Consider the following 24732-nt stretch of genomic DNA (forward strand, 5'->3'; position numbering starts at 1 on the left):
TAATAAGGAAAAAATATGGCTGATAATTTAATGCTTCGAAAAGAGTCGGGTTGGATGGTGGTATTTACATGCCCAGATGTATGTAAGACACCACCCAATATCCCTGTGCCTTATCCAGTTGTGGCATTTTTAAAAGATTCAGCTAAAGTTCAAGATAATGTTAGAGCGAATAGCCATCCTTTTGTTTTACATGATAAAAGTTGTGTATCACGTACCATTGGTGATCAACTCGGTATTTTAAAAGGAATTAAAAGCCAAACGGTGGGTGGCGAGTGTTATCCACTTGATAAAAGTAATACTTTTAAAGTTCATGGAAAGTGGACGGTTCGAGTCGATGATGGCTTTTGGATGAATGGCTCTGACGGTAAGACAGGCAATACACGGGGTAAAGTGGTCAAAATGCCATCTCTTAATGAGATGTTAAATACTGCTTTGGATGGCTTGCAACTCGCGTTAGATGTGGTCGGATTGATTCCAGGGCTAGGAGAAATTGCTGACGGTTTAAATTGTGTCATATGTCTTGCACGTGGAGATTATGCTGGTGCGGCACTTTCGGCTGCTGCTATGATTCCCTTCGCAGGTTGGGCTGCGACAGGTGCAAAAGTCGGACGTAAAGTTGTTAAAGCTGCTGATAAGGCAGCCGATGCAGCAAAATTAGCGAAAAAGGCAAAAAAAGCTAAAAATGGAGCAAGTTTTAAGGGCAAAGGTAAAAAACCGAAAAAGTGTAAGCCTTGTAAGAAAGCCGCAAAAAAAGCTTTAAAAGGGAAGCCTGTAAATCCTATGCAAGGTTGTAAGATTTTAATGGGAGATATGGATACTGATTTCTCATTAAACTCAGCATTTCCTTTAGTTTGGCAGCGTAGCTACGCGAGTAATAGTGAAATAGGCACTGTACAGAATCCATATACATGGTTTGGTCAGGGATGGGATTGTCCATATGCGATCCAAATTAAAGTTCTACCTGCACATGATCGAATTGATGTGCTATTGCCTTTTGGCAGAGTGATTGAATTTCCTTTTTTAGAGGTGGAGGATAGTTTTTATTCAATTCATGAGGATTTCACACTCATTCGTGAAGTTGAAAATGAAACAAATGAATCTAAATCTTATAAATTTCGCATTGCCATTGGTACACTAGAGTCAGCATCCACTTATTATGAATTTCACCATCAAGTCGAAAACCTAAGCAAAAAGCCTGAACACTTGCTATTGTGCACAGGCACTTACGACCTTTATGGTAACCGAATCGGGCTGGAGTACTTACATAAAGATGAAGTCAGAAAAAATTATCCAAGTCATATTGTAGATAGTATAGGACGTGTACTGGCATTCGATTTTATTGAAGTTCAAGATCACATACGACTGAAACAGATAAAGCTCTTACAAGGTTTGGAAACACGAGATCCTTTAGACATCGCATCTGCAATGCATGCCTTTTCATTACAAGAAAGATTGTTTCAAGCTGAACATGAAGCCCATCGAAACTTTGAAAATTTAGACGATGTTTTAAATGTCAAAGTTTTGGTGCGTTATGAATATTCCAAAGATGCTGACTTAATCAATGTTTACATTGATGATAGTCCTGTTGAAGCGAATGAACCTTCACAATACAAATTGCGTCTAAGTCGCAAATACGAATGGAAAAATCATATTCTTACTGCACATCACGAGATTGGTGGTGTGAGTAGTTTTTATGAGTATAATGAATATTCGCCTCTAGGGAAGGTTACTCGACATTGGATCAATACGGGTGAAGAGTTTATATTTGATTATCAGGCAGGATTTACCAATGTTATTTCAGCACCTAATACAGTAATAGAAAAAGTAGAAAAATTTTACTACAATGATACTTTCGATTTAATCCAATATGTGGATCCAAAAGGTTATTCCGAATATTATACTTACAATAATTCAGGTCAGCTTCTCAAAAAGACCGATGCTGATGGCGGTATTACAGAATACCAATATAGTGGTGCAGAACTGACAAAAATTAGAAGCCTAATTGACTATCATCTGGTCACAAAACTTCCTATTTGGCGTGAAATTTCATTATCTTGGACAAATGGTCATTTAACTCAAGTGACTGATCCTTTAGGGCATAATCAAACAACAGCTTATGACTTTGCTGGACAACCTCTAGTCGTTACTGATGCTTTGGGACAAAAAACTCAAATTAAATATACGCCTACAGGCATGGCTTATGCTGTTGTTGATGCCAAAGGGGGTCATAAGCATATGTTATGGGACAGATATGCAAATTTGCAAAAATACAAAGACTGTAGCGATAAAATTACCCAATATGATTATGACCATTATGGGCGTTTAATTGCTGTCAAAAATGCTTTAGGTTATGAAACTAGATTTAAATACTATGCTCGTCAGGAGCAACCGTGTGAAATTATTTATCCGGATCAAAGTATTGAGCATTTTAAATATGATGTTTTAGAACGTTTAGTAGAGTATCGAGATGCTTTAGGACGAACGACTGGCTATCAATATAGCCATGACAGTTTACCTATACGTCGTATAGATCCTGCCAATGGTGTTGTCAGCTATCATTATGATCAATTGCGCCGTTTTGTTGGATTAACCAATGAAAATGGTCAAATGTGGACTTTGGAGTACGATAGCAATGATCAAGTCATTGCTGAAACCACGTTTGACAATATACGAACTGAATATGAATATAGCCCAGCAGGGAAATTGGTTAAGCATCGACAATACACTGAAAACAAGCAAGTACGATATGGTACAGTCTTCAAACGGGATATGCTTGGACAGTTATTAGAACAATATATTGTCGATCATCAAGATTTGACAGAGAAAAAGCGTATACGTTACGACTATGATTTAGCTGGGCAATTGCTACAAGCTCGTAATATGGACAGCCACGTTAAACTGAGTTATGACGAGATTGGGCAACTTACAAAAGAGCAGTTAATTGCACACTGGTATAATGAAATTTCCCAAGAACATGTACAACGTTCACATAATCTGACACATTTATATGATGAACTGGGTAATCGCATAGAAACAATATTGCCCGATGGTCGAAAATTGAAAACCATGTACTATGGTTCTGGTCATGCTTGGCATTATGCATTGCAAGACAGCGAAGGTATACATGAAATCAGCAGTTTAAAACGCGATAACTTACATCAGGAATGTGAACGGACACAGGGACAACTCCATACTACCTTTAAACTTGATCCAATGGGACGACTGACTGAGCAGCAAGTAGCTTGGGAGAGAACTCCAGCTCGTAAACGTTTAGAGCGCTTGTATGATTATGATAAAGCGGGTCAGTTGAAAGAGATTTTAGATAAGCGTTATCTTTATCAAACCGCTTCTCAACAAAATGCTCTGGCAATTGGAACGACTGATAGTCATGGTTGGCAACGTAAACAGATCTATCAATATGATGTATTGTCACGATTAACAAGTAGTGAATTGATAACACAAGGTCAGAGTGAAAACTTTATACAAATTCGTGAACGTTTTGCATTTGATCCTGCAAGTAATATTTTACCAATTACATCGAGTGATGAAAATAATGCTTCAATATCTAATCATCAAATAAAAGACAATCGTGTCAAACATTTAGAGCAATCACATCAAACTGTTGATTTTGAATATGATGACCTAGGGCGGGTAATTCAAAAACGGATTCAGATGAAAGATCAACAAGCATTTGGTTATATTCAGCAACATTTGAGCAATAACCATGTCTTACATCAGTTGAGCACTCGACAGATTGATTTAGATTGGGATGAGCAGAACCAGTTAAAAGCATCGACATCGATAAAGCCTGATGGTTGTGGTGGACAAGAAATTATTCAAACACAATATTGTTATGATCCATTTGGTCGCCGTATCGCTAAACAAAGCCAAATCTATAAAAAGGCATTAATTACGCATCAAGTAAAGCTCAAAACGAGAGCTATCGAAAAACAAGACATTCAACCCAATCTTGAAAGTTCGAATCGGCTTGGCTCTTCAATTAATTTCAGTTTAGGTGGTATGAATTCGAGTCAGCCGAGTGCACTGAGCCGCTCCATTACCCAACCTACTTCAAAAACAGTACAAACAGAACAATTAACATTGATTCAAAAACAAGCCGTCTGGAATGTTTGGGATGGGAATAGAATTTTACAAGATTATAATGGCCTGCATGTTTTTACGACTGTATATGAAGCAGATAGCTTTGTGCCTCTTGCCCGTCTAGTCTGGCTTGAGGATAAATTAACTGAAGCAGCCAATGATGATCTATTACCCCATGTGGACACAGAAAAGATCAATCAGCTGAAGCACATTGCTTTACAGAATATTGGCGAACTTGAAGGGCTAGGTAGTCTCCAAACAATACCTGAAGTTGCAAATGATGAACAGCGACGACACTCAGCATATCAGATCTATTGGTATCAAAATGATCATTTGGGAACACCACGAGAACTGACATCTCACTCAGGTGACATTGCATGGGACGCAGTATATCAGGCGTGGGGTAATACAGTTGCAGTTGAGTGGCAAGCTGTTGAAGCACAGCCAATTGAATTGAATGCCATCGAAAAATCTTATCTTTTACAACCGCATCGTTTTCAGGGGCAGACTTATGATATAGAAACAGGTTTGCACTACAACCGTTTTAGGTATTATGATCCTGATGCTGGAAGATTTGTGAGTCATGATCCGATTGGTTTATTGGGTGGTGAAAATCAATTTCAATATGCGCCGAATCCTGTTGAATGGGTGGATCCATTTGGATTAAGTTGGTTGGGTATCGCGTTAAGTAATGGACATTCTATTCCTATAGGAATGACAAATCCACATGGGCACCATATTGTTTTTAAAGGGGATTATATAGGTAAAGCTCAAGCGCCATTTTTAAAACGTTCGAAGAATATCTTAGCAAAATATTCAATTAATGTTTTAACTGATCCTGCTAACTTAATGATTGCGAATAATGGTGAAGGAGTACATACCGCGAAAAATGCTGAGAAAGTAACTAAAGGGTTAGAAAAGGCTGATAAAAAGATTCAAAAAGATTTAGCGTGTGGAAAAATAGCACAAGATGATGCAGATAAAGCTATGAGAGTTGCATTACAAAAAATTGGTAAGAGTGTGTTTGGAGGATATAGATAATGTTAGATTGGCAAAGTAGGCAAATTGAATTTTTAAAAGAGTGTATAATGAATGAAACTATTTGTTTATATCATTACATGAAAGATAAACAGGACGAGATTTATGCTGTGAGTTTAATTGTTGATTCTGATATTCTAACAGCTTATTTAGCTGTTTCTACATACGGTAGTCTTAAAAATAAGCACAAAAAAAAGAAATGGGATTCTGAAGAATGGTTATTTACGATAACTGATGATAGTGTGAAACCATGTTTAGACGATTTTACCCAAATTATTGTAAAAAGGTATAGGGAAGAAATTATACCTAAATTTAAAGATGGTTTTAAATATACAGATGAGAAAAAGGCAAATTTAGAAATGTATATTGAAAGTTTAAAACAAACGAAGTTGGATTTGACAGGAAAAATTGACTCGTCATTTAATAATGTTGTTTTTTTTATAAATTTACCTGGTGAACCTAAAATTATTAAAAAATCGGCAAAAAGTATTAATGGGAAATCAGAACTTTTGGATGAACTATTGAAAGAAATTTAATTTTTACAGGCTGTTATATTCTAACATGTGTAATTAATCTATATATGCATTTTAATGGTTTAATAAATATTTGATAGGTTAATAATGGACATTACTTATTCTTTAATTCATGGTTAAAACACTATATTTATTAAGAATTATTTAAATGATGAAAAAATTAAATAACTTAGAAATATGTAATTCGGAGCGATCATATGGGAATTGGTTCAAGCCCAAAAGTTGGAAAAACAAGTCAAACCTGTCTTCAAGAATTTACAATTCATTTTAGACGTGCAGAGGACAGAGTGTATGATGGTCGTTATGGTTTTGATTGGTACCGTCCAGAATTTTTTAAAAAAATGACCTATTATCAACCCTTAACATCTAGTGAAAAAAGGATTGAAGTTGCTTTAGTGACTGGCGATATAGATACACTCAAAAGCACTTATACACATGGGCAAAAAACAAAAATTTTGCCTTATGGTAAAGAATATATACCTGCATGGTTGGCTATTTACTCAACAGAGTGGCTTAATGTTCATCGTTCGGGTCAAGGTGAGAACTATAGTGTATCACTAGATTTAGAGCTAAATCTAATTGAAGATAAGAATGATGGTGAATTAAATCCAATTGATAAAAATAAAGAATTTGAGTTAAAAAATAATGGAACTATTCTTAAGTTTGAAGCATCAAACCCAAATATTGTCATTGATCCTTCAGAAATGAATATTAATCGATTTCTTAGTACTTTTGGAAATAACAAAAAATTATCAAATCAAGAAAATGATCAGAAATATTTAGTTTCAAATGCAGTTAATATTGTATGTAAAAGTGCATTGGAAAACCATGAAGAGATTTTAGTCTATGCAGAAAAAAATGGTTGTAAAGAAGTTGTTGGTCAGCTCATGCTATACCATAATGCTGTGATTCCGACTTTAAAACTTATATTTGTAGATGTGATTACTAATGAAGAAAAAACTATACGTTCATATGATTATGAAGATTTTTTACAAAATAGATCATTTAACCAAGCTTTAATTAATGTAGAAATAATAAATGCTCCAGCATTCGATTTTAGAAAGTATCGTAAAAATGATGTTGATGTAAATATTTCTTTAAACAAACTTAATATCAATGATACCAGTTATTTTTTAAGTGATTTAAGTAAATTTTATAAACAATATCAAGATAAAAATTTAGCAATAAAAAACTATGTTTTTGTAACAAATGTTTCTAAAAAAGAAGGCGTTGGTAGTGGGGGAGAAAGTGTCGTCTTATTAAAATGTCCTGAGAATATATTTAATCAAGTTGTTGTACATGAGTTGGGACATCGTTTTGGCTTGATTCATTTGTTTGACTCCCAAAAAATTAATCCCCAAGGCAAGTCTTTTCAGTTTTTACGGGGTTTGACAGGTAATTTTTTGGATTATGATCATATAAAAATTGATGAGAAAGAAAAAAATAGTAAGACTAAGTCAAGGGCTATACCCAATCCCACTTTTTCGTTGAGCTATTTTTTCAAGTACCAATGGGATTTACTTAGAAAAAGAGTGAAATAATCTATTTATCTAAGCCCTAATCTAGAGGGGGTTCATTCACCTTAACATATATGTGAACGGATCACTGTCTATAAATAGATTACAAGCAATTTGCAGGTTTAGGGATACCCGCCAAACGGCTTAAATGGCGGGCAACCAGTCCTGTATTAAACTTATCTTGTAGAACAGCATTATCAATTGCTGGATTGATCGTTTTCATTAAAAATTTAATCAGTGGACGAGTTGCTGGAGAGTGGCCAAACTGGGTATAAAATTGACGTACTGCATGCAACACTTCAAAATGCCATGGGGTCAGTTGTAGATCTAAACTTTGTGCCAACTCTTGGGCAACCTGTTCATTCCAAATGGTGTAATCTACTAAATGACCATCTTGGTCTAACTCAAAGCTCATAAAACAACCTAAACAAAACAACTTAAACAATGTAACTTTTGATCAACAAAACATCAAAGATTGATTTTTAAAAAATCGAAGATAATTGACAACCTAGCTCACTATTTTAAACTGATACAACGGCTAAAGTCTAAAACCAACTGAGCAAATTGTGGGTAAGAAATTGATTTAAAATTTTCAGGAATGGATTCAGATAAAATTTCAGCATCATTTTCAAGAAGATAAAGATTCTGTTTGTTTGTTAAACGCTGATCTGCTGCAAACAGTACCGCATCACCCATTAAAACAATGTGATCATGAGAACCATACAGTTGATCCAACTGATTCAATATATGGTCTGTATGTATAAAAGAAGATTGAATTAAATAAAGTGTTTTATCTGACATTTGAACTTTCCATCCACAGCTTACCAATACAACACATGATCAAAAGACTGAATAAATTCAGCATTCAGTTCTACAAATTCCAACTCTTGTTGTGATTGAGTAACAAAAGTCGAGGATTTATTCATATTTTCTACTAAAACTGGTGTTAAATCATAGAATTCAAAGCTATCGACCAGATTTGAAGCAAGCTTAAATACGTGATTTAATTGGCTAAAAGCCATTTCTGATTTAAGTAGGCTTAATCCAGCGTCTTTAAGTAACACTTTGACTTTAAAGCCAAAAGTTGCAAGAACCATGGTTGCTGACAAACTTTCATGTACCTGCAATGTATTTAAATTTGCTTGGGTTATCACAACGAGCACAGTATTCACACAAATTACCTTTTAAATGCAACACGCTAATGGGATGATCAACTTAGAATTGAATGATACGATCTGTAGATTGAACAGCATCTGCAAGTTCGCCTAAACCCACAAGTTCAAAGCCTTTTGCAAGATTATCGGCTGGAATTTGGTGACGTTTGGCATTCTCTTGATCTGTTATCCCCCGCGCTAATGCAGCACTCACACAGACAGGAAGTCGAATTGAGAGTTTTTTCCATTCTACAGATAAATTACGTTGATCGTCAGGAACCCATTGCAAGTTGTTCGCAACTTGTACACCATCTTGATAAAAGAAAACACGAAATTCTTGATCTTCAGCTTGCAGTGCTTGAGCTAAACCCAATGCATGCCATGCATGGATTGAAGTCGGTGCTGCGGTGATTAGTAATAAAGTACTCATTTGATGGCGATTCACTTGGAGAATGGACAGTTTGCAACATTCAAACTTGATAATGATAGGTAGTATACAATGATTTTAGTGACTGGTGGTTTAGGCTTTATAGGCTCGCATGTGGTTTTAAGTTTGCTAGCTCAAGGGCAAGCGGTCGTCATTGTGGATAATCTAGCCAATGCCAATCTGCAATGCTTAGAGCGCTTAGAATTTATTACAGGAATGTATATTCCTTTTGTCAAAATTGATATTCGTAATACTCCCGCTTTAAATAAAGTATTTGAACAATATTCCATAGATACCGTTGTGCATTGTGCGGGTTTTAAGTCCATTGAAGAGTCAAACCTAAAACCACTTGAATATTATAATGACAATCTCAGTTGTATTATGAGTTTATTACGTGCGATGCAGCGTACCGGTGTCAGAAATTTGGTACATCTTTCTAGTCTTATGGTTTATGCGCAATCGAGTTTAGAGCTGAATGAACAAACCACATTTAATTATAGTTATCCCAATCCTTATATAAAATCTCAGCAAATGATTGAAGAAATCATTAAAGACACCTTTAAAACTGATGAAGAATGGAAAATTGCCATTTTAAGGGTTTCAAATGTAGTTGGTGCATTTGAGCATGGTATCTTGGGTGAATTTGTTGCACCACTACCTAAAAATGTTGTCCCTTTGGCTTTACAAGTTGCAGCTCAACAACGTGATCTAATTGAAGTACAACGTAATTCTGAGACTGAGGATAAAACGACTGAGCGTAGCTTTGTGCATGTACTTGATGTATGTGAAGCAATTAAATCAACTATTCTTTGGCTACATGAGCAGGGTAATGTTTATCAAAGTTTTGATATTGCAGGTCCTGTCAGTTCGATACAAAACCTGATCCACTTGATCGAAGAGGTTACGGCGAGTCAAATCCATCAAATTGATGCGGTGTATAAATTAGATGAATTGGATCAGGTTGCATCTACCAGCCAAAAAGCTTTTGAGGTTTTAAAATGGAAAGCACAACGCTCGCTTAAACAAATGATTGAAGATGAATGGCGTTTTTATCAAAATACCTTAAACAATCGATAAAAATCCAAAATAGATGATTATTGTAAATAATTATCATTTACATGTTTGGTTGATTTGTTTAGCATAATCGCTTCGCTGAAGCTGGTGTTTTTACGCACATGTTGTCAAAACAAGCTTTAACTTGAAAATAAGATATGGATAAAGAAGAGGTTGAAAATGCAAACACGTATTGAACATGACACAATGGGCGATGTTGAAGTCCCAAGCGAAGCAATGTGGGGCGCACAAACTCAGCGAAGCGTAGAAAACTTTAAAATTGGTACAGAACATATGCCACGCCCGATGATTCGAGCGATGGGGCTGGTCAAAAAGGCAGCGGCAATAACCAATGCCAGCTTAAACCAAATTCCGCATGATCTGTCACAGTACATTGTCGATGCTGCCGATGAAGTAATTTCAGGCAAATGGGATTCACAATTTCCTTTGGTGGTTTGGCAAACAGGTTCAGGTACGCAAAGTAATATGAACTGTAATGAAGTCATTGCCAATATTGCCAATCAAAAATTAGGTAATCCATTAGGTTCGCAAAAGCCAGTGCATCCGAATGATCATGTCAATCGTGCACAATCTACCAATGATTCATTTCCAACAGCGATTCATGTGGCTGCTGCGGTACAAATCAATGAGTTGCTTATTCCAGCAGTAAAACGCTTACGAGACACTTTACATCGCAAATCTGAAGCGTTTGACGATATTGTTAAGATTGGCCGTACTCATTTACAGGATGCAACACCACTTACATTAGGACAGGAATTCAGTGGCTATGTTTCACAGCTGGATCATGGACTAAAACGTTTACAACAGGCATTGGTGTGGCTCTATGAGTTACCACTTGGTGGAACCGCTGTTGGTACAGGTTTAAATGCGCATCCTGAATATGCAGACAAAGCAGCGGAAGAATTAGCCAAACTGACGGGATTACCATTTATCAGTAATCCCAATAAGTTTGAAGCACTTGCTGGTCGTGATGCTGCTGTATTTGCTTCTGGTTCATTGAAAACCTTAGCTGCGAGTTTAAATAAAATTGCCAATGATATACGTTGGTTAGCAAGTGGACCACGTTGTGGTTTGGGCGAGTTGCGTATTCCTGAGAATGAACCAGGTTCAAGCATTATGCCTGGTAAAGTCAACCCAACCCAATGTGAAGCAATGACCATGGTGGTTGCGCAAGTAATGGGGAATGACACCACGATTAACTTTGCAGGTGCAGCGGGAAATTTTGAACTGAATGTTTATATGCCTGTGATTGCATATAATCTTGTTCAGTCGATTCAATTGCTTGGCGATGCATGTAACAGCTTCGACGAACACTGTGCTGTAGGGATTGAGCCAAATCGTGAAAAAATTGATTACTTCTTACATAATTCATTGATGCTGGTAACAGCACTGAATCCTGTGATTGGTTATGAAAATGCTGCTAAAGTTGCTAAAACGGCTTATAAAGAAGATAAGACTTTAAAAGAAGTCGCGATAGAACTTGGTTTTGTCACGGCTGAACAGTTTGATGAAGTGGTACAACCTGAAAAAATGGTACGTCCAAACGCGAAATAATGAGTTATAAGCGACTATGCTTTTGATGATTTATTGATTAAGCATCAGTTGTCTAAAAAAGCACCTTAAGGTGCTTTTTATTTTGAATTTGGAGGAGTTATAGGACTCGCATTAACCATGTTTCTTCCGAGCTTTATAGTCACTTTTATTATGTGATGACCCTCTAATTGAGCGCCGTTTTCTCAAAATACTGAACAGCAGGTGAACGTGACATATAGGCTAAAGCCTGCTCAGTATCGCCTTCATGAATTGGGTTAAACTTTGGAGAGGTCCAACGTAGAGTGGCTTTCCATAAGTATTTAATGGTCGGTAGGTGATCTGTTTTGGTTGCAGTTTTTTCAAACTCTCGAATAAAAGCAAAGAATCCACGGCGCATTAATTTTTGGATTTGTTGATGTTCAGTATCTTGTTGGCCCAGACTACGAGCAAAATCAACGAGGAAGTAAATAAAAAGCGGAAAAATTCCCATCATAATGATTTGTCTGGAAACATAAAAACCTAGCTTTTGTTGTAATAAATGCTCAAACAAATCATAAGCGACACAACGATGTTCAACTTCTTCCGCAAGATGCCAGCGGAATAAATCAGCCATAGCTGGATCTGCTTTATCCCAAGATTTGCTATCAAGTGTCCATTGCCCAATTGTACCTGTAAAGTGCTCGATCGCTGCAATAACACCTACACGAAAGATTAACCAATATTCGTCAAATTTTTTTCCTTTTAAAAAAGGAATTCCTAATGGTTTGTCACCTAATAAAATGTTGAAAACAAGATGGGCACGATTTAATGGTTCTTGTATGTCATAGCCATTTTCTCTTAAAAAGTCTTGTACTTTTTCATGCGCGCGTGCATGTGCAGCTTCTTGACGGACAAAGCCAATAACGTCTTGTTTTAATTTTTCATCGCTAATATGTGGAAGGGTTTTATTAAATACTCGACAGAACCAAAACTCGCCCGCAGGCAAAAGCATATTGATACCATTGGCGATATGTGAACAGAGTGGATCATCTGGCATCCAACATACAGAAGACTCAGAAAAATCGAAATATACTTTTCTTGCTTTAATTTGATGACTTTCCGTGATCATTGTGGTTATCCAACATGAAACTGTTAAGAGATTAAAAGTTTTTACCATTTAGAATAATTAGCGACCATATCCTTTGAGGACACTTTTTTTGTGATTTGTACTCTTTTGAATAGAAAATATTGCTTTAGAAATTTAATATTATTTGTTTAAGTTATTGATATTGTTATTTCTTAATTTAAAAATCCAGAAAATAAAGACGTGAAAAGCAATGTGGATTAGATGATATAAAAATAATTTTAATGGGTTGAATCATCTATAGAAATATCAAATTTCTATATTGAAATACTGAGATTTAAACTCAGCGATTGTTCAACAAAAAAAGAAGGATAATTCACGAATTATTGATTGGTTTAGATTGATGATTTTACTAAGTTTTATTTTATAAGCTCTGCATTGTTTTTAAGTTGTAATATTTATTTTTATTTATATATCATATATTTATAATTTTACAGTACTTGGGTTAGTTGTTGGTTTTATCGATTTTATTAACAATTTTTAATTTTATTTTTCAATAAAAATTAATTTATAGTGTCAGCTCAACTTTATAATATTGACTCAGGTATAACATGAATAAAAGAAAAGTTATTACAGTCTTCATTACAAGTGGCATGGTCACTTTTGCCATAGCCGCAACCACGCTATCACCAAACCAGAATAACCAGAGTGGGATCATTCCAACAGGCTATGATGATCTGATATTTAGTGTATCCAATGGCAATTGGGTAAAGAATATTTCCTTACCGAATGTAGCAAAAGAAGGTGCCTTAATTACAATTCAATCAACTGCGGGTTATGACAGTGATATTGATTTAAGTAATGTAAATATTGAAAAAAAAGGCGTTCTCACACTAAAGTCTGGAAACAGTTATCGTTTTAAATTTAGTAATGGAAAATGGGAGTTTTATGCGCCTGAAATTGCCAATTTTACGCCTGAAAAAAATGGCAATACCATTCCAGTATTTCAACAATCACAGGCTCAATATGTTGTAAGTGATGCTGCTTGGACTGAGACAATTCATTTACCGCAAACAGGTCAGAATGGCCAGATCCTTGTGGTTAAGTCTAATGCGCTTAAATCCTCCAAAATTAATTCACAAAATGCATTATTTCCAAGTACATTGGTTGTCAATAAAAATGATGCATATATCTTTCAATATAATCAAGAACTGAGTAAATGGGTTCCACTGTCTGTTCCGACACGTATTATCAACGTGATCAATGGTAATACTGCGGCATTAAATACGGCTTTGCAAAATTTAACTGCACCTAAAACAGAAATTCGTTTTGCTGATGGGGCATGGGTGTCTTCATTAAAATTACCGCAAACAGCAAACGACCGAGATCGTATCATTGTTAGCTCAACTGCAAGCTGGCAATCAGTGATTGAAAATGAAAAAACCAATACCACTGCAACCCTAAAACTTAACAAGGGCAATCGTTACGAGTTCATTTATATTGCAGATAAATCGTATTGGGTGTTGGCTTCGTCTCCTAAAACCTTATTCACTGCAAACACCGCTGCACAGGGATTCACATTTAAAACCCCTGTCGTTGAAATAACCGCTGATAATGCGCAATGGGCGCCTGTTGTAAACTTGCCAGCGGCTCAGTCTGGTGACAAGGTTATCTTATCTAATTCTGCGGATACAGCGTTTACAGTTTCGGCTAGCAATATTAGCGCAAGTTTGAAAAAAGGCGATAAAATCCGTTTGGTATTTAACAATGGTGTTTGGAATACCGATAGTTATCAGATTGATTTGCTACTTGTGAATAGTCCCGTAGTCAATGACAAACTTGGTGCAACTGCTGCAAAAATTCAAGCCCGTGAAGCACTTAGATTAACCAATGAAGCGCTTGAAAACTCGCAAGCAAAAGCCTACTACAAAGAAGTCGGATACTTGGATTATCGAATTCCTGGAACGACACTCGGTGATGCGATTAATTTAGGGCGTTCAGATACCACCGTACAAGCGGAAAGAACCAGAACAGGTGCTGATGCGATATATACCATTACAGATCATTTGGGTTGCGGTCTCGCTTATGTAAATAGCACACCGAGCAAGTACAACATGATCGGATCACATAACTATGGTTGTGGTATCACCGCAATGCGGCATGAGTTAGGGCATAACATGGGACTCGGACACAGTTTTGATCGAACCACAGGTTATAACTGGGGATTTGGTCATCCTTTAGGCAGTACCATTATGGGTGGAAATCAAATTGGCTTATATTCGAGCCCAGATATCTATAGCCCTGAATATGGCGTGCGTTTAGGTGAAACTGACAAATTTGATGGCTTAAGAAAAATTAATGAGAATGTTGAAGCCATTTCAAAATTTCTAGTGGCGGTTAATCCATAATGAATAAACGGATATATCTCTTTATTTCCGTTGTTTTAACTGTTTTGGTGGTTTCTTTGTTGGCTTGGTTCATCTCAGGTCAACAGGAGACAGCTGATACAGCTAAAGCGATTGCGCCTAAACAAAATGAACAAATCGATCAAGTGAATTCACTGCAGCTAAATACAAATCTAACCGAAACACAAGTATTGCAACGTATAAAAGACAGCCATGCTCGCCGTAAACTTGTAACGCTGGATGAAGACAAATTACGTGCAGGAATTTTCAATCAACAGATGTTCAATTTGAGTACTGTTGATACCGTGTCTATGCATAATCCTGTTCCTTTGACAGATGCACAAAAAAAAGATGGGCGAATATTTCTGAGGAATGACCTATATACCTTAGAGGCGAAGAATGTCGGCGATCAAATCGTATTTAATGTGCCAGGCTATGGTTTAAACAGACAGGCCGCTATAGAACGTATAGAGGTAGATCCGGATGAAGATATTGTCAGTTGGTCAGGCTCTCTAGAAGGAGGAGATCAAAATAATGAGAAGTTTCATATTACTCAAACCATTAAAGACAATTTTACCATGGGTATGATTACAGCAGATGGTAAAACCTATGCCATTTTGATGAAAAATGGCTATGGATGGGTCAATGACGTTGCCAATGAATCTGCCGCACTTGAGGCAGCGGAAAAGGAGACGGATCATGTACATTAATTTTTTTAATCTAAAGACATGATTTATTCTCTAAACTTGAAGTAGCAACAAAATGAGTGTAGTAATTACTGCGTCATAACAAAGATTTAGACACCTCGAAAGGTGTCTAAAATCATCATTTATTTAAAATTATTTACGAACTGAATCAAGTACTTCTTTGTTTGTCACAACTTCTTGTGCTTTTGAATAACTTTCAATCAGTAATTGATAAGCAGGGAAGATTTGAGTGTACACTTGAGCCCATTCAGCAGCATCTTCACGGTTCCAAGTTTGTTGAATTTCTGAAGCAACCGCCGCTGTATCCATCGGTACCGCACCTGCTTGAACCACACGTGCTAAGGTAATTTCTTGTGCCATTTTGCTATACGTACCTGATGCATCAACCACAACAAAAACTTTATAGCCATCTGCAATTGCACTAATCGCTGGAAAAGCCATACACACGCTGGTAATCGTACCCGCAATAATCAGGGTCTTTTTACCTGTTGCTTTAATCGCTTCAACGAACTCTTGATTATGCCAAGCATTAATTTCGCCTTTACGTGCGACATATTTTGCATGGGGTGCATTTGCGTGTATTTCAGGAATAAGTGGGCCATTGGGGCCTTGAGGAACTGATGCTGTGGAAATGACAGGAATGTTTGATAATGATGCTATTTTAGCTAAGGCTGCTGTGCGTTGGCGTAGTTCTGTCATTGGCATATCTGCAACGGTTTGAAATAAACCACTTTGATGATCAATTAACAGCATAACGGAATCATTTACATCAATCACTGGGGCTTGGCCATTAAAATTAGCTGGAGTAGACATTTTATATATCCTTAGTTAAGCAATCATTTGCTGTTTTAATACTAACAGTAGGACAAATATTGAATTATGCTATTTATATGACATATTGTCTTATATGGAGAACAGTTGCGATATTTAAGGGGATATGATGAAAGACTTAAATGACCTATATTATTTTACCAAAGTGATTGAATATGATGGATTTTCAGCTGCAAGTAATGCGTTGGGTGTGACCAAATCATTGTTAAGTCGAAGAGTTGCGGAATTGGAAAACCGTTTAGGAGTAAAACTTCTCAATCGAACCACCAAAAGAATTTCGATTACGGATGTCGGGAACATATATTTACAACACTGTAAAGCAATGCTTGTGGAAGCTGAATCAGCTGATGAGGCAATTGCATTGTTAAGCGCAGAGCCAACTGGAATTGTAAAAATTTCTTGTCCTACAAATTTATTGCATATTAATGTCAGTAAAATGTTGAATAAGTTTTTAGCACGTTATCCGAAAGTTAAATTACATGTTGAAGCGACAAATAGAAAGGTAGACTTGTTTAATGAACGTTATGACGTTGCAATTCGAATCAGACCCTTACCTTTAAAAGATAGTGATTTGATTGTACGTAGCCTATCCATTTCAAAACAATTTATTGTCGCAAGCCCTGATTTGTTGAATCAACATTTCTTGATTAAAACACCAGAAGAATTAACAAAATTACCTATTTTAATGATGGAGTCTTTGTCCTTTGAATATCATTGGGATCTTTATAATTCTAATAATGAATTATATGTGGTTAAGGATGAGCCGAGGCTAACCACTACAGATTTAAGTGCATTGCATTTAGCGACCTTAGATGGCTTGGGAATTGCAAAACTACCAGAATTAATTATTGCTGAAGACTTAAAAGCGGGCAGGCTGGTTAAAGTGATTCCTGAGTGGGAACCGATGCCAGAGCTTATTCATTTGGCCTATACTTCTAGAAGAGGTCTATTACCATCGGTAAAAGCTTTAATCGAGTTTTTGGTCACTGAGTTTGATCAAGTTTAGTTCTTTACAAGAATCAGCTTTATTCGCCCACCAATATCTTTGATCGACCACAGGTGAATACTGCAATTGGCATTGAATAAACTGTCATAATTGTTAGAATGCATTTCTTTCGCTGTTTTCATGTTATTTTTATTTTGTATTTAGGCTGCAAGATGACCAATAACGTTATAGTAAACAGTATTTTAATTAAGGATTTTTTAATGTTATCAATTTATTTAACAGATGTTCAGGAAAATGTGCAGTTTAAAGATTACCCTGGTGAGCACCCTGTTAAATTTATTTTAAATTTCAAAAAGATTTTTCCAAGTGTAATGGAAATTTTACTCCCAGTACTTCCTGATGATGAAGACTTGGATAAAATGACTTGGGAATCTACAACTGAAGATTTTGAGATTTTTAAGAAACTCCTTACAGGTTGGGGTGTGATTGAGTTACGTTTACAAGCGATTAGCCAATATAAGAATAAAAATTTCGCAGACCAACTGCTTAAACAAGCTCAAGCCAAACGTAAAGAATTTGCAAAAAAGCAGCAACAATTGTCTACGGTTGAACTGGACTACTTATTTATGCATGAAACACATGCATTGATTGACGCTGAATTGGTTGAGTTAGGTGAAAAATTCTATTTACCTACTTTGCGAGATATTTGGAAAAATACTGTACCTGCCAAAGTGCTGAATGCTAATTTCTAGTCAAACATAAGCAATAGATTGAAATAATCAAATTCATACATAAAAGGCAGTTTAAAACTGCCTTTTATTTTTTATTCATCTGTTTAAGTTTTTTAAATTGTAGGCCCAAGCGTATAAAACATAAAAAATAGAATAAATATTGAACTGATGATACTTAATACATTTAAAACTTTCATTTTTTAACCAATTGCGATATCTAAATTTTGAGTGGAAATATTTTTAATGCTTAGATTTTATTCGGCAGTTGTTTAAGCATGATGACAATGATTTAAATGAGGTCATTCATTTAGCAAGTCTTTATGATTTAATTTTAAATGTTGGCACTTCTTATTCAATCTTCTTTATTACGCGTTTGTACGATAAAACTTATGATTGTGGCTAAAATTATCTCAGTCTTCGTTATGAAAGTCGAAAATAGATTCGCTATTATCCTTCATGCTTTACGATGTATACATCTCATGCTCAATTTTAAACTACAACGCAAGCCAGTTATGAAATGTCAACAGCCCCTTATATTTCTGCTAATTCACTTTTGCTTAGAAACATATGACAAAAGTAGATATTTCTAGCAAGATTTTTTATGTTGTAATACTTTTGATTTTAATCAATTCATACTTGTTATGATTTTTTAAAATATCTTGATAATCTTTTTTAAAGTATCGGATTTCCCCGGGGATATATCCAAGGATATTCAGCAATGTCGAATAATTTTTTAGATTTAATTCATAAACGCCGTACAATTTATGCGATTGGACGTCATGTTAATCAATCTCCTGAGCATCTTACTGATTTGATTCAGCAAGCGATCAAGCAAAGTCCATCTTCTTTTAACTCGCAATCATCTCGTGCAGTGATCTTGTTTAATGCTGAACATGAGAAGTTCTGGAACTTTGTAAAAGTTCAACTGAAAGCTTATGCCAAAGATGAAGCAAGTGCCTTAAAAACAGAGACTAAAATAGACAGTTTTATCGCAGGCTTTGGTACCGTTCTTTTCTTTGAAGATTTAGATGTGATCCAAAACTTACAGGAAAAATTTCCAGCATATGCAGAAAACTTTCCGATTTGGGCTGAACACTCTACAGCAATCGCACAATTTTCAACGTGGACAGCCTTAAATAGCGAGGGTATTGGTGCGTCCTTACAGCACTACAATCCAATTGTCGATGAACAAGTTCATGCGGAATGGGATATACCCAAAACTTGGAAACTTCGTGCACAGTTGGTATTTGGTTCAATTGAAGCAGAGGCTGCTGAAAAAGCCTATATCGATGATGCTGTGCGTTTTAAAGTGTTTAAATAATTGTTTTATTTTCTCTAGCTTCTTGGCTTGCTCAGCCAAGAAGCTTTGCTATTGAAAATGCTAATCAATCTATTGATCTAATTATACAAAGTGTTGGTTATCTAGACCCAATTTCTTTTCGCAGATTGTTTAGAAAAAAAATCGGCTTAACACCCTTAGAATATCATTGTAGATTCAGTCGTCGGGTATAAGCTTTTCAATTGAATTTAGCTTGAAAGTTGGGCTGGTGCTATTTACTCACTAAAAGCTGAGGCGATGATGGATGCTTTTTTAAGTTTTATTGATCATTGCTATATAATAAACAAATCATTAAAAAAGAAAACGATTTCCAAAAAAGTGCTAAAGAGGCTTTGATTTAAAATTTAAATGTACTATAGTAAAGCTAGAAAAGTTGAGTAATATGCTTGGTTTTTATGCAGTTGATTCTTTATTTCAAGTTAAAGATCTACAGTTAAAAGCAAACTTATACTTTTTTCTATCTCTCTCAATATGAGCAATCAATTGTGTTAAGAAGCAGTGGTCTGTTGCTGGCATTTGCAACAGTATTTTTACAGCTTGCGGTTTTTTTACAGCCGTTATTACCTGAGCAGTATCAAATTGCTCCGGTCTGTGAAGACATCACTCAAGCTTTATTGCGACCAACACATGCACATCTTCATCATGAGCAAGAATCTAGTTTTATTCATCACTATTTGCATTTAGATCAAGCCCAGCAAGCAAGCAGCTCAAGTCATGATCATCATGACATTAACCATCAATGTCAGTATTGTGTGGTATATGGCAATTTAGTGATGCCACCAGAAATTGGCGTAAAAGAAATCCTAGTGCGTATTCAAGTACGTTTAATGGCTTATGTTGAAAACTTTCAGCATGTCTATTTTCAATTACAACGCCTGTTTCTGATTCCTCAAGGGCGAGCCCCACCTGTAGTCTTTGCATAACACATTCACCGATCCATAGGTTTAGCATTTTTAAATAAAGGCTTTAAAGCCATGCGATCGTATTTCGAATTTATTGTGTAGAGAATGATCATGATTTTTCAAAATTTCCTCGATTTGCAGGAAAGCAGGTTTTGCATGCTATTTTTAGCATTGTTTAAAAATACAGCAAAAAGAAAACAACAGATTGTACGGAATGTTCAGGCGTATGCTGAGTTTGTACAACAAAAAATGTTTAACAATGTATTTAAAACTCAATCTTTACCAACTTTACCAATGAATAAGGTGATGTCATGGATCTAGGATTAACTGCTTTAGAATTGGCGCGTATTCAGTTTGCTTTTACTGTTTCTTTCCATATTATTTTTCCTTCAATTTCTATCGGGCTTGCAAGCTTTTTGGCTGTGCTTGAATGGCGCTGGTTAAAGACTCAAAATCCTGTTTACCAAGATTTATTTAAATTCTGGGTGAAAATTTTTGCTGTCGCTTTTGGAATGGGCGTGGTTTCTGGTGTGGTGATGAGTTATCAGTTTGGAACAAACTGGAGTGAATTTTCACGTGTTGCGGGCTCGGTAACCGGTCCATTACTGGCTTATGAAGTGCTGAGTGCATTTTTCTTAGAAGCCGGTTTCCTTGGTATTATGCTTTTTGGTTGGGGGCGCGTAGGTCCTCGGGCGCATTTCTTTGCAACGGCTATGGTGGCGATTGGTACCTGTATTTCAATGTTTTGGATTTTATCTTCAAACAGTTGGATGCAAACACCACAAGGCTTTAGCATCGAAAATGGGATTATCGTGCCGCAAGATTGGTTTGCAATTGTGTTTAACCCCTCATTTCCTTACCGTTTAGCCCATATGGCTGCTGCAGCATTCCTTGTTTCAGCCTTACTGGTGGCTGCAACTGCTGCTTGGCATTTATTAAAAGGACGCCGTGACGCATTAATCAAAAAATCGTTTTCTATGGCATTGTGGATGATTCTGGTCCTTGCACCATTACAGGTTCTCATCGGTGATAATCACGGTCTAAATACCTTAAAACATCAGCCTGCTAAACTTGCGGCGATTGAAGGGCATTGGGAAACCAACAAAGGTGAGGGTATGCCGCTATATCTGTTTGGTATTCCAGATATGCAAGCAGAAGAAACTAAATATGCTATCGGTATTCCAAATCTTGGTAGCTTAATCATGACCCATACACTGGATGGTGAGGTAAAAGGCTTAAAAGAGTTTGCACCTGAAGATCGTCCTAATTCTACTGTGGTGTTCTGGAGCTTTAGAATCATGGTTGGAATGGGCATGCTGATGATTTTACTCGCCGTGATGGCATTGTTTCTACGCAAAGGCGGCAAGCTTTATGAAAACAAATGGTTACACCGTTTTGCTTTTGCTATGGGACCTTCAGGATTTATTGCCTTGCTTGCAGGCTGGTTTACCACAGAAGTTGGTCGTCAACCGTGGGTGGTATATGGAGTGATGCGAACCAAAGATGCTTTATCTCCAGTTTCTGCGGAACAAGTCGGCCTCACTTTAATTATTTTCGTTGTGGTGTATTGCATCGTATTTGGCATCGGCATTTACTATATGTTGAAATTAATGCACAAAGGTCCACAATTTATCTACGCCACACCAGAAAGTGTAGCGCATAGTGAAGAAGCGGTTATTTTAGCCTCTAAACGTCCATTGACGAGTGTTGAAGATAGCGTTGATTCCAATGAACAGGAGCGGAAATAATGATTGATTTATCTCTGATTTGGATTGTCATTATCGCCATTGGTGTATTCATCTATGTAGTATTAGATGGTTTTGATTTAGGGATTGGGATTTTATTTCCCTTTGTTAAAGATCAACACGAACGTGATGTGATGATGAACACTGTTGCACCTGTTTGGGATGGTAATGAAACCTGGATGGTATTGGGCGGTGCAGCATTATATGCTGCGTTTCCAATGGTCTATGCCACTGTATTGTCTGCATTATATATGCCAGTTATCCTTATGGTGATTGCTTTAATTTTCCGTGGTGTGGCTTTTGAGTTTCGTTTTAAGGCCAATCGAACCAAGCATTTATGGGACAAAGCTTTTATTGGTGGATCAATTCTTGCCAGTTTTTTCCAAGGGATGATTCTTGGTGCGTATATCCAAGGGATTAAAGTTGAAAATCATATGTATGCAGGTGGTGGTTTAGACTGGTTATCGCCGTTTACTGTGTTTACAGGTATTGGTGTTGTTGTACTTTACGCAGCACTGGGTTGTGGATGGTTAATTTTTAAAACTGAACTTGATTTACAAGATCGTATGTATCAGTTGATGCCTAAATTAATCGTTGCTTTGTTTGTCATCTTTGGCGCAGTCAGTATTTATACCCCGATGGCGCATCCTGAAATTGCAGCACGCTGGTTTAGCCAACCACAATTGATGTATTTTAGTCCTGTACCAATATTGGTGGTGCTGTTTACTTTTCTTGTGCTTCGCGCATGTAAAAAGCGTTATGAACTAAGCCCATTCCTTTATACTTTGGCTTTGGTTTTCCTTGCTTATACTGGGTTTATCATCAGTTTGTGGCCTTATGTGATTCCACCATCAGTGACCATATGGGAAGCTGCCGCGCCACAGAGCAGCCAGTTATTTGCTTTAATTGGTGCATTGATTTTAATTCCAATTATTTTGATCTATACCGGGCTTTCGTATTGGGTGTTCCGAGACAAAGTTCGAATTGGTGATGAAGGTTATCACTAAACTTAAAAGTCGCATGTTTAGTTTTTGGCTTGAGTAAAAAATAGCCTAAGCAAGATTAAACATGCTGCAGAGTAAAAAATTAAAGCTTTAAATGAGGTAAGCAAATATGAAACTATCTCAAACGCAATGGTTTGTCGTGTTATGGCTAGGTGGATTTCTAACATTGGCGATTATTGCTGGTTTTTTTAGAATGTTGATTCAATTGGCCTACTAAGGTTTTGCTAAATTAAAAATGAGGAACTGTGTTCCTCATTTTTAATTTAATTTTTTGTGTTAGCGAATGGACAATAAAAATAATCTGTATCTAAGCGGCTTCTAAAAAATTAATAAATCTTTTTCATTAATCAAAAAATGATCATCTTTGATTAAATCAGACCAAGGGTGAAAACGGTTTGGTTTTTATTGAATGGGTTATATGACGTGACAAAGGTAAATTGTTTTTTTAAATAGATGTTACTCGGATTGGGCTTAATTCTATGTGGTTAGAATTCTCTCTAGTACTTTAAAAATAATTTGAAAATCATCCTCCTCTAACCAAGCTGAATTACTAATAGTAAAACTTTGTGCTGCGAAGCTTGTTGCGTTTGGTGTATCGGCATGTATATGCGATAACGCTGGATAGTGGGAAATTGAACGTACAAAAAGTTTGGTTATGCCTAAACCTGAGCACCAAAGTTCATCTAATATTTTTTGACATAATCTTTCATTTTCTACAAAACAAATCAAAAATGGAAAAGTTGCCTGAGTATTTATCTGTTCATCAAATATATGTAAGTTTGGCAATAATCTTAATTGTAAGATACGCTTTTTAGCTCGCTGTCTTGCTTGTTGCCAATGTAGCGGAAGGCGTGTGCTGGCATGTGCTGCAACTTGACTGCGCCATTTCCCAAGTTGATGAATAGGAATGCTGTCTAGATCAAAGTTATCGCCTACAGCTGTGATTTCATCATGGTTTTCTAGCGCCTTACGCAATGGTTTGCCATAGAGCCATGTTAAAGTTGCAGGACGATAAAGCAAACTATACGCCATCAATTCCAAACAACGTTTCAGCTCCCATTGCTTGAGCAAAGGTAATGTTAAGGAACTTTCATAAAGTTGCTGGTTGATTTCTAGATCCCGACTAAACAATACACCTCCTTCAGCACTGGTTAGTCCTTTGCCAAAAGCCAGACTAAAAAATGCAATATCTCCAATTTGCCCTACGCTTTGATAATGGGTTTTAGCACCCATAGATTGAGCAGCATCTTCAATGATAAAGGTCTGATAATGTCGGGCAATTTCTTGGACTAAGCTAAAATCATAAACCAGACCGGCAAAATGAGTCACCACAATTGCCAAGGTATTTGCATTGGTTAACTGTTGTAGTTGTTGAATCTCAAAATTTAAGCTATTGGTTTCTATGTCACATAGAACGGGCGTTAATCCTATTTTCTCAATCGCCAGTGCCACCAACGGACATGTCCATGCTGGAATAATGACTTGTTTACGTTGTGGTTGTCTTTTTTCTAGCGTTTGCAAGGCAAGAATTAGAGCAACTGTACCTGAGCAAGTTAAACTCGGTTCAGGAATATTGAGTAAATGGCTTAGATATGTGGATAGATCTGTTTGATGAGCAGAAGGAAACAGATCTCTAAAATTAATCGTGAGGCCATTGGTCGGTGGGATTTCTTTTTTCATAT

The 24732-nt window shown here is 36.4% G+C and carries 22 protein-coding genes and 1 pseudogene; 16 read left to right on the top strand and 7 right to left on the bottom strand.

What is annotated here, in order from left to right; genetic code table 11:
- Positions 1-15 precede the first annotated feature (15 nt).
- From M2R48_RS10120 to M2R48_RS10130, 3 genes are all read left to right on the top strand, one after another.
- On the top strand, positions 16-5142 hold the full coding sequence (locus M2R48_RS10120) for a PAAR-like domain-containing protein (RefSeq protein WP_262086007.1): 5127 nt from the start codon (positions 16-18) through the stop codon (positions 5140-5142).
- Positions 5142-5675 carry a DUF4303 domain-containing protein gene (locus M2R48_RS10125; protein WP_262086008.1) on the top strand — a complete coding sequence of 178 codons (534 nt, stop codon included), beginning with the start codon at positions 5142-5144 and terminating at the stop codon, positions 5673-5675. Before M2R48_RS10120 ends, M2R48_RS10125 begins: the two co-directional genes overlap by 1 nt.
- 194 nt (positions 5676-5869) lie before the next feature.
- Complete coding sequence (locus tag M2R48_RS10130) at positions 5870-7213, top strand: hypothetical protein (RefSeq protein ID WP_262086010.1); 1344 nt, start codon at positions 5870-5872, stop codon at positions 7211-7213.
- A gap of 79 nt (positions 7214-7292) precedes the next feature.
- Here M2R48_RS10130 and M2R48_RS10135 read toward each other — a convergent pair whose 3' ends face one another.
- From M2R48_RS10135 to tusD, 4 genes are all read right to left on the bottom strand, one after another.
- On the bottom strand, positions 7293-7604 hold the full coding sequence (locus M2R48_RS10135) for a TusE/DsrC/DsvC family sulfur relay protein (RefSeq protein ID WP_004821403.1): 312 nt from the start codon (positions 7602-7604) through the stop codon (positions 7293-7295).
- A gap of 101 nt (positions 7605-7705) precedes the next feature.
- Positions 7706-7990 carry a DsrH/TusB family sulfur relay protein gene (locus M2R48_RS10140; RefSeq protein WP_239045683.1) on the bottom strand — a complete coding sequence of 95 codons (285 nt, stop codon included), beginning with the start codon at positions 7988-7990 and terminating at the stop codon, positions 7706-7708.
- A gap of 20 nt (positions 7991-8010) precedes the next feature.
- On the bottom strand, positions 8011-8361 hold the full coding sequence (locus M2R48_RS10145; protein WP_262086011.1) for a hypothetical protein: 351 nt from the start codon (positions 8359-8361) through the stop codon (positions 8011-8013).
- Between the two features lie 43 nt (positions 8362-8404).
- Entirely contained in the window at positions 8405-8773 is a 369-nt protein-coding gene (tusD, locus tag M2R48_RS10150; RefSeq protein ID WP_262086012.1) for a sulfurtransferase complex subunit TusD, read from the bottom strand.
- 69 nt (positions 8774-8842) lie between these two features.
- Between tusD and M2R48_RS10155 the strand changes: the two genes are divergently transcribed.
- Positions 8843-9847 (top strand): SDR family NAD(P)-dependent oxidoreductase, encoded by a 1005-nt coding sequence (locus tag M2R48_RS10155; RefSeq protein WP_262086013.1) that lies wholly within the window; start codon positions 8843-8845, stop codon positions 9845-9847.
- A gap of 156 nt (positions 9848-10003) precedes the next feature.
- Positions 10004-11398 (top strand): class II fumarate hydratase, encoded by a 1395-nt coding sequence (fumC, locus tag M2R48_RS10160; RefSeq protein ID WP_004821410.1) that lies wholly within the window; start codon positions 10004-10006, stop codon positions 11396-11398.
- A gap of 163 nt (positions 11399-11561) precedes the next feature.
- Here fumC and M2R48_RS10165 read toward each other — a convergent pair whose 3' ends face one another.
- Positions 11562-12485 carry a metal-dependent hydrolase gene (locus M2R48_RS10165; protein WP_262086014.1) on the bottom strand — a complete coding sequence of 308 codons (924 nt, stop codon included), beginning with the start codon at positions 12483-12485 and terminating at the stop codon, positions 11562-11564.
- Positions 12486-13051: 566 nt separating this feature from the next.
- Here M2R48_RS10165 and cpaA point away from each other — a divergent pair.
- Both cpaA and cpaB read left to right on the top strand, forming a co-directional pair.
- The gene (gene cpaA / locus M2R48_RS10170; RefSeq protein WP_262086015.1) at positions 13052-14848 is read left to right on the top strand and encodes a metalloendopeptidase CpaA; all 1797 of its coding nucleotides are present in this window, start codon (positions 13052-13054) and stop codon (positions 14846-14848) included.
- Complete coding sequence (cpaB, locus tag M2R48_RS10175; protein ID WP_262086016.1) at positions 14848-15555, top strand: metalloprotease secretion chaperone CpaB; 708 nt, start codon at positions 14848-14850, stop codon at positions 15553-15555. Before cpaA ends, cpaB begins: the two co-directional genes overlap by 1 nt.
- A gap of 129 nt (positions 15556-15684) precedes the next feature.
- Here the strand turns inward: cpaB and M2R48_RS10180 are convergent, their stop codons facing one another.
- The gene (locus M2R48_RS10180; RefSeq protein WP_262086017.1) at positions 15685-16365 is read right to left on the bottom strand and encodes a hydrolase; all 681 of its coding nucleotides are present in this window, start codon (positions 16363-16365) and stop codon (positions 15685-15687) included.
- Positions 16366-16492: 127 nt separating this feature from the next.
- On the opposite strand from M2R48_RS10180, the gene M2R48_RS10185 reads away from it, so the two are divergent.
- The 9 genes and pseudogenes from M2R48_RS10185 to M2R48_RS10225 all read left to right on the top strand — a co-directional run bounded on the left by M2R48_RS10185 (position 16493) and on the right by M2R48_RS10225 (position 23267).
- Positions 16493-17389 carry a LysR substrate-binding domain-containing protein gene (locus M2R48_RS10185; RefSeq protein WP_262087477.1) on the top strand — a complete coding sequence of 299 codons (897 nt, stop codon included), beginning with the start codon at positions 16493-16495 and terminating at the stop codon, positions 17387-17389.
- A 200-nt stretch (positions 17390-17589) separates the two neighbouring features.
- The gene (locus M2R48_RS10190; RefSeq protein WP_004821426.1) at positions 17590-18081 is read left to right on the top strand and encodes a hypothetical protein; all 492 of its coding nucleotides are present in this window, start codon (positions 17590-17592) and stop codon (positions 18079-18081) included.
- A 697-nt stretch (positions 18082-18778) separates the two neighbouring features.
- On the top strand, positions 18779-19381 hold the full coding sequence (locus tag M2R48_RS10195; RefSeq protein WP_209826227.1) for a nitroreductase family protein: 603 nt from the start codon (positions 18779-18781) through the stop codon (positions 19379-19381).
- A gap of 71 nt (positions 19382-19452) precedes the next feature.
- A pseudogene (locus M2R48_RS10200) lies at positions 19453-19572 on the top strand (GlxA family transcriptional regulator); the annotation flags it as partial.
- A gap of 312 nt (positions 19573-19884) precedes the next feature.
- Complete coding sequence (locus M2R48_RS10205; protein ID WP_004720578.1) at positions 19885-20322, top strand: DUF2946 domain-containing protein; 438 nt, start codon at positions 19885-19887, stop codon at positions 20320-20322.
- 135 nt (positions 20323-20457) lie between these two features.
- Entirely contained in the window at positions 20458-20622 is a 165-nt protein-coding gene (locus tag M2R48_RS10210) for a hypothetical protein (RefSeq protein WP_262086018.1), read from the top strand.
- The gene (locus M2R48_RS10215) at positions 20613-22049 is read left to right on the top strand and encodes a cytochrome ubiquinol oxidase subunit I (protein WP_004720575.1); all 1437 of its coding nucleotides are present in this window, start codon (positions 20613-20615) and stop codon (positions 22047-22049) included. Before M2R48_RS10210 ends, M2R48_RS10215 begins: the two co-directional genes overlap by 10 nt.
- Positions 22049-23053, top strand: coding sequence for a cytochrome d ubiquinol oxidase subunit II (cydB, locus tag M2R48_RS10220; RefSeq protein ID WP_004821432.1), 1005 nt, complete (start codon positions 22049-22051; stop codon positions 23051-23053). Before M2R48_RS10215 ends, cydB begins: the two co-directional genes overlap by 1 nt.
- A 106-nt stretch (positions 23054-23159) precedes the next feature.
- Positions 23160-23267 carry a DUF2474 family protein gene (locus M2R48_RS10225; RefSeq protein WP_004821434.1) on the top strand — a complete coding sequence of 36 codons (108 nt, stop codon included), beginning with the start codon at positions 23160-23162 and terminating at the stop codon, positions 23265-23267.
- Between the two features lie 260 nt (positions 23268-23527).
- Here the strand turns inward: M2R48_RS10225 and M2R48_RS10230 are convergent, their stop codons facing one another.
- Positions 23528-24730, bottom strand: a complete 1203-nt coding sequence (locus M2R48_RS10230) for a DegT/DnrJ/EryC1/StrS family aminotransferase (RefSeq protein WP_262086019.1) — start codon at positions 24728-24730, stop codon at positions 23528-23530.
- Between the last annotated feature and the right edge of the window lie 2 nt (positions 24731-24732).

This window comes from Acinetobacter sp. I-MWF, from assembly GCF_025433935.1.
Taxonomy (GTDB): Bacteria; Pseudomonadota; Gammaproteobacteria; order Pseudomonadales; family Moraxellaceae; genus Acinetobacter; species Acinetobacter guillouiae.

Bases quoted from the DNA above. Each gene is read 5' to 3' on its own strand.
- M2R48_RS10120 (WP_262086007.1), top strand. From the start codon at position 16: ATGGCTGATAATTTAATGCTTCGAAAAGAGTCGGGTTGGATGGTGGTA.
- M2R48_RS10125 (WP_262086008.1), top strand. From the start codon at position 5,142: ATGTTAGATTGGCAAAGTAGGCAAATTGAATTTTTAAAAGAGTGTATA.
- M2R48_RS10130 (WP_262086010.1), top strand. From the start codon at position 5,870: ATGGGAATTGGTTCAAGCCCAAAAGTTGGAAAAACAAGTCAAACCTGT.
- M2R48_RS10135 (WP_004821403.1), bottom strand. From the start codon at position 7,604: ATGAGCTTTGAGTTAGACCAAGATGGTCATTTAGTAGATTACACCATT.
- M2R48_RS10140 (WP_239045683.1), bottom strand. From the start codon at position 7,990: ATGTCAGATAAAACACTTTATTTAATTCAATCTTCTTTTATACATACA.
- tusD (WP_262086012.1), bottom strand. From the start codon at position 8,773: ATGAGTACTTTATTACTAATCACCGCAGCACCGACTTCAATCCATGCA.
- M2R48_RS10155 (WP_262086013.1), top strand. From the start codon at position 8,843: ATGATTTTAGTGACTGGTGGTTTAGGCTTTATAGGCTCGCATGTGGTT.
- fumC (WP_004821410.1), top strand. From the start codon at position 10,004: ATGCAAACACGTATTGAACATGACACAATGGGCGATGTTGAAGTCCCA.
- M2R48_RS10165 (WP_262086014.1), bottom strand. From the start codon at position 12,485: ATGATCACGGAAAGTCATCAAATTAAAGCAAGAAAAGTATATTTCGAT.
- cpaA (WP_262086015.1), top strand. From the start codon at position 13,052: ATGAATAAAAGAAAAGTTATTACAGTCTTCATTACAAGTGGCATGGTC.
- cpaB (WP_262086016.1), top strand. From the start codon at position 14,848: ATGAATAAACGGATATATCTCTTTATTTCCGTTGTTTTAACTGTTTTG.
- M2R48_RS10180 (WP_262086017.1), bottom strand. From the start codon at position 16,365: ATGTCTACTCCAGCTAATTTTAATGGCCAAGCCCCAGTGATTGATGTA.
- M2R48_RS10185 (WP_262087477.1), top strand. From the start codon at position 16,493: ATGAAAGACTTAAATGACCTATATTATTTTACCAAAGTGATTGAATAT.
- M2R48_RS10190 (WP_004821426.1), top strand. From the start codon at position 17,590: ATGTTATCAATTTATTTAACAGATGTTCAGGAAAATGTGCAGTTTAAA.
- M2R48_RS10195 (WP_209826227.1), top strand. From the start codon at position 18,779: ATGTCGAATAATTTTTTAGATTTAATTCATAAACGCCGTACAATTTAT.
- M2R48_RS10210 (WP_262086018.1), top strand. From the start codon at position 20,458: ATGCTATTTTTAGCATTGTTTAAAAATACAGCAAAAAGAAAACAACAG.
- M2R48_RS10215 (WP_004720575.1), top strand. From the start codon at position 20,613: ATGGATCTAGGATTAACTGCTTTAGAATTGGCGCGTATTCAGTTTGCT.
- cydB (WP_004821432.1), top strand. From the start codon at position 22,049: ATGATTGATTTATCTCTGATTTGGATTGTCATTATCGCCATTGGTGTA.
- M2R48_RS10225 (WP_004821434.1), top strand. From the start codon at position 23,160: ATGAAACTATCTCAAACGCAATGGTTTGTCGTGTTATGGCTAGGTGGA.
- M2R48_RS10230 (WP_262086019.1), bottom strand. From the start codon at position 24,730: ATGAAAAAAGAAATCCCACCGACCAATGGCCTCACGATTAATTTTAGA.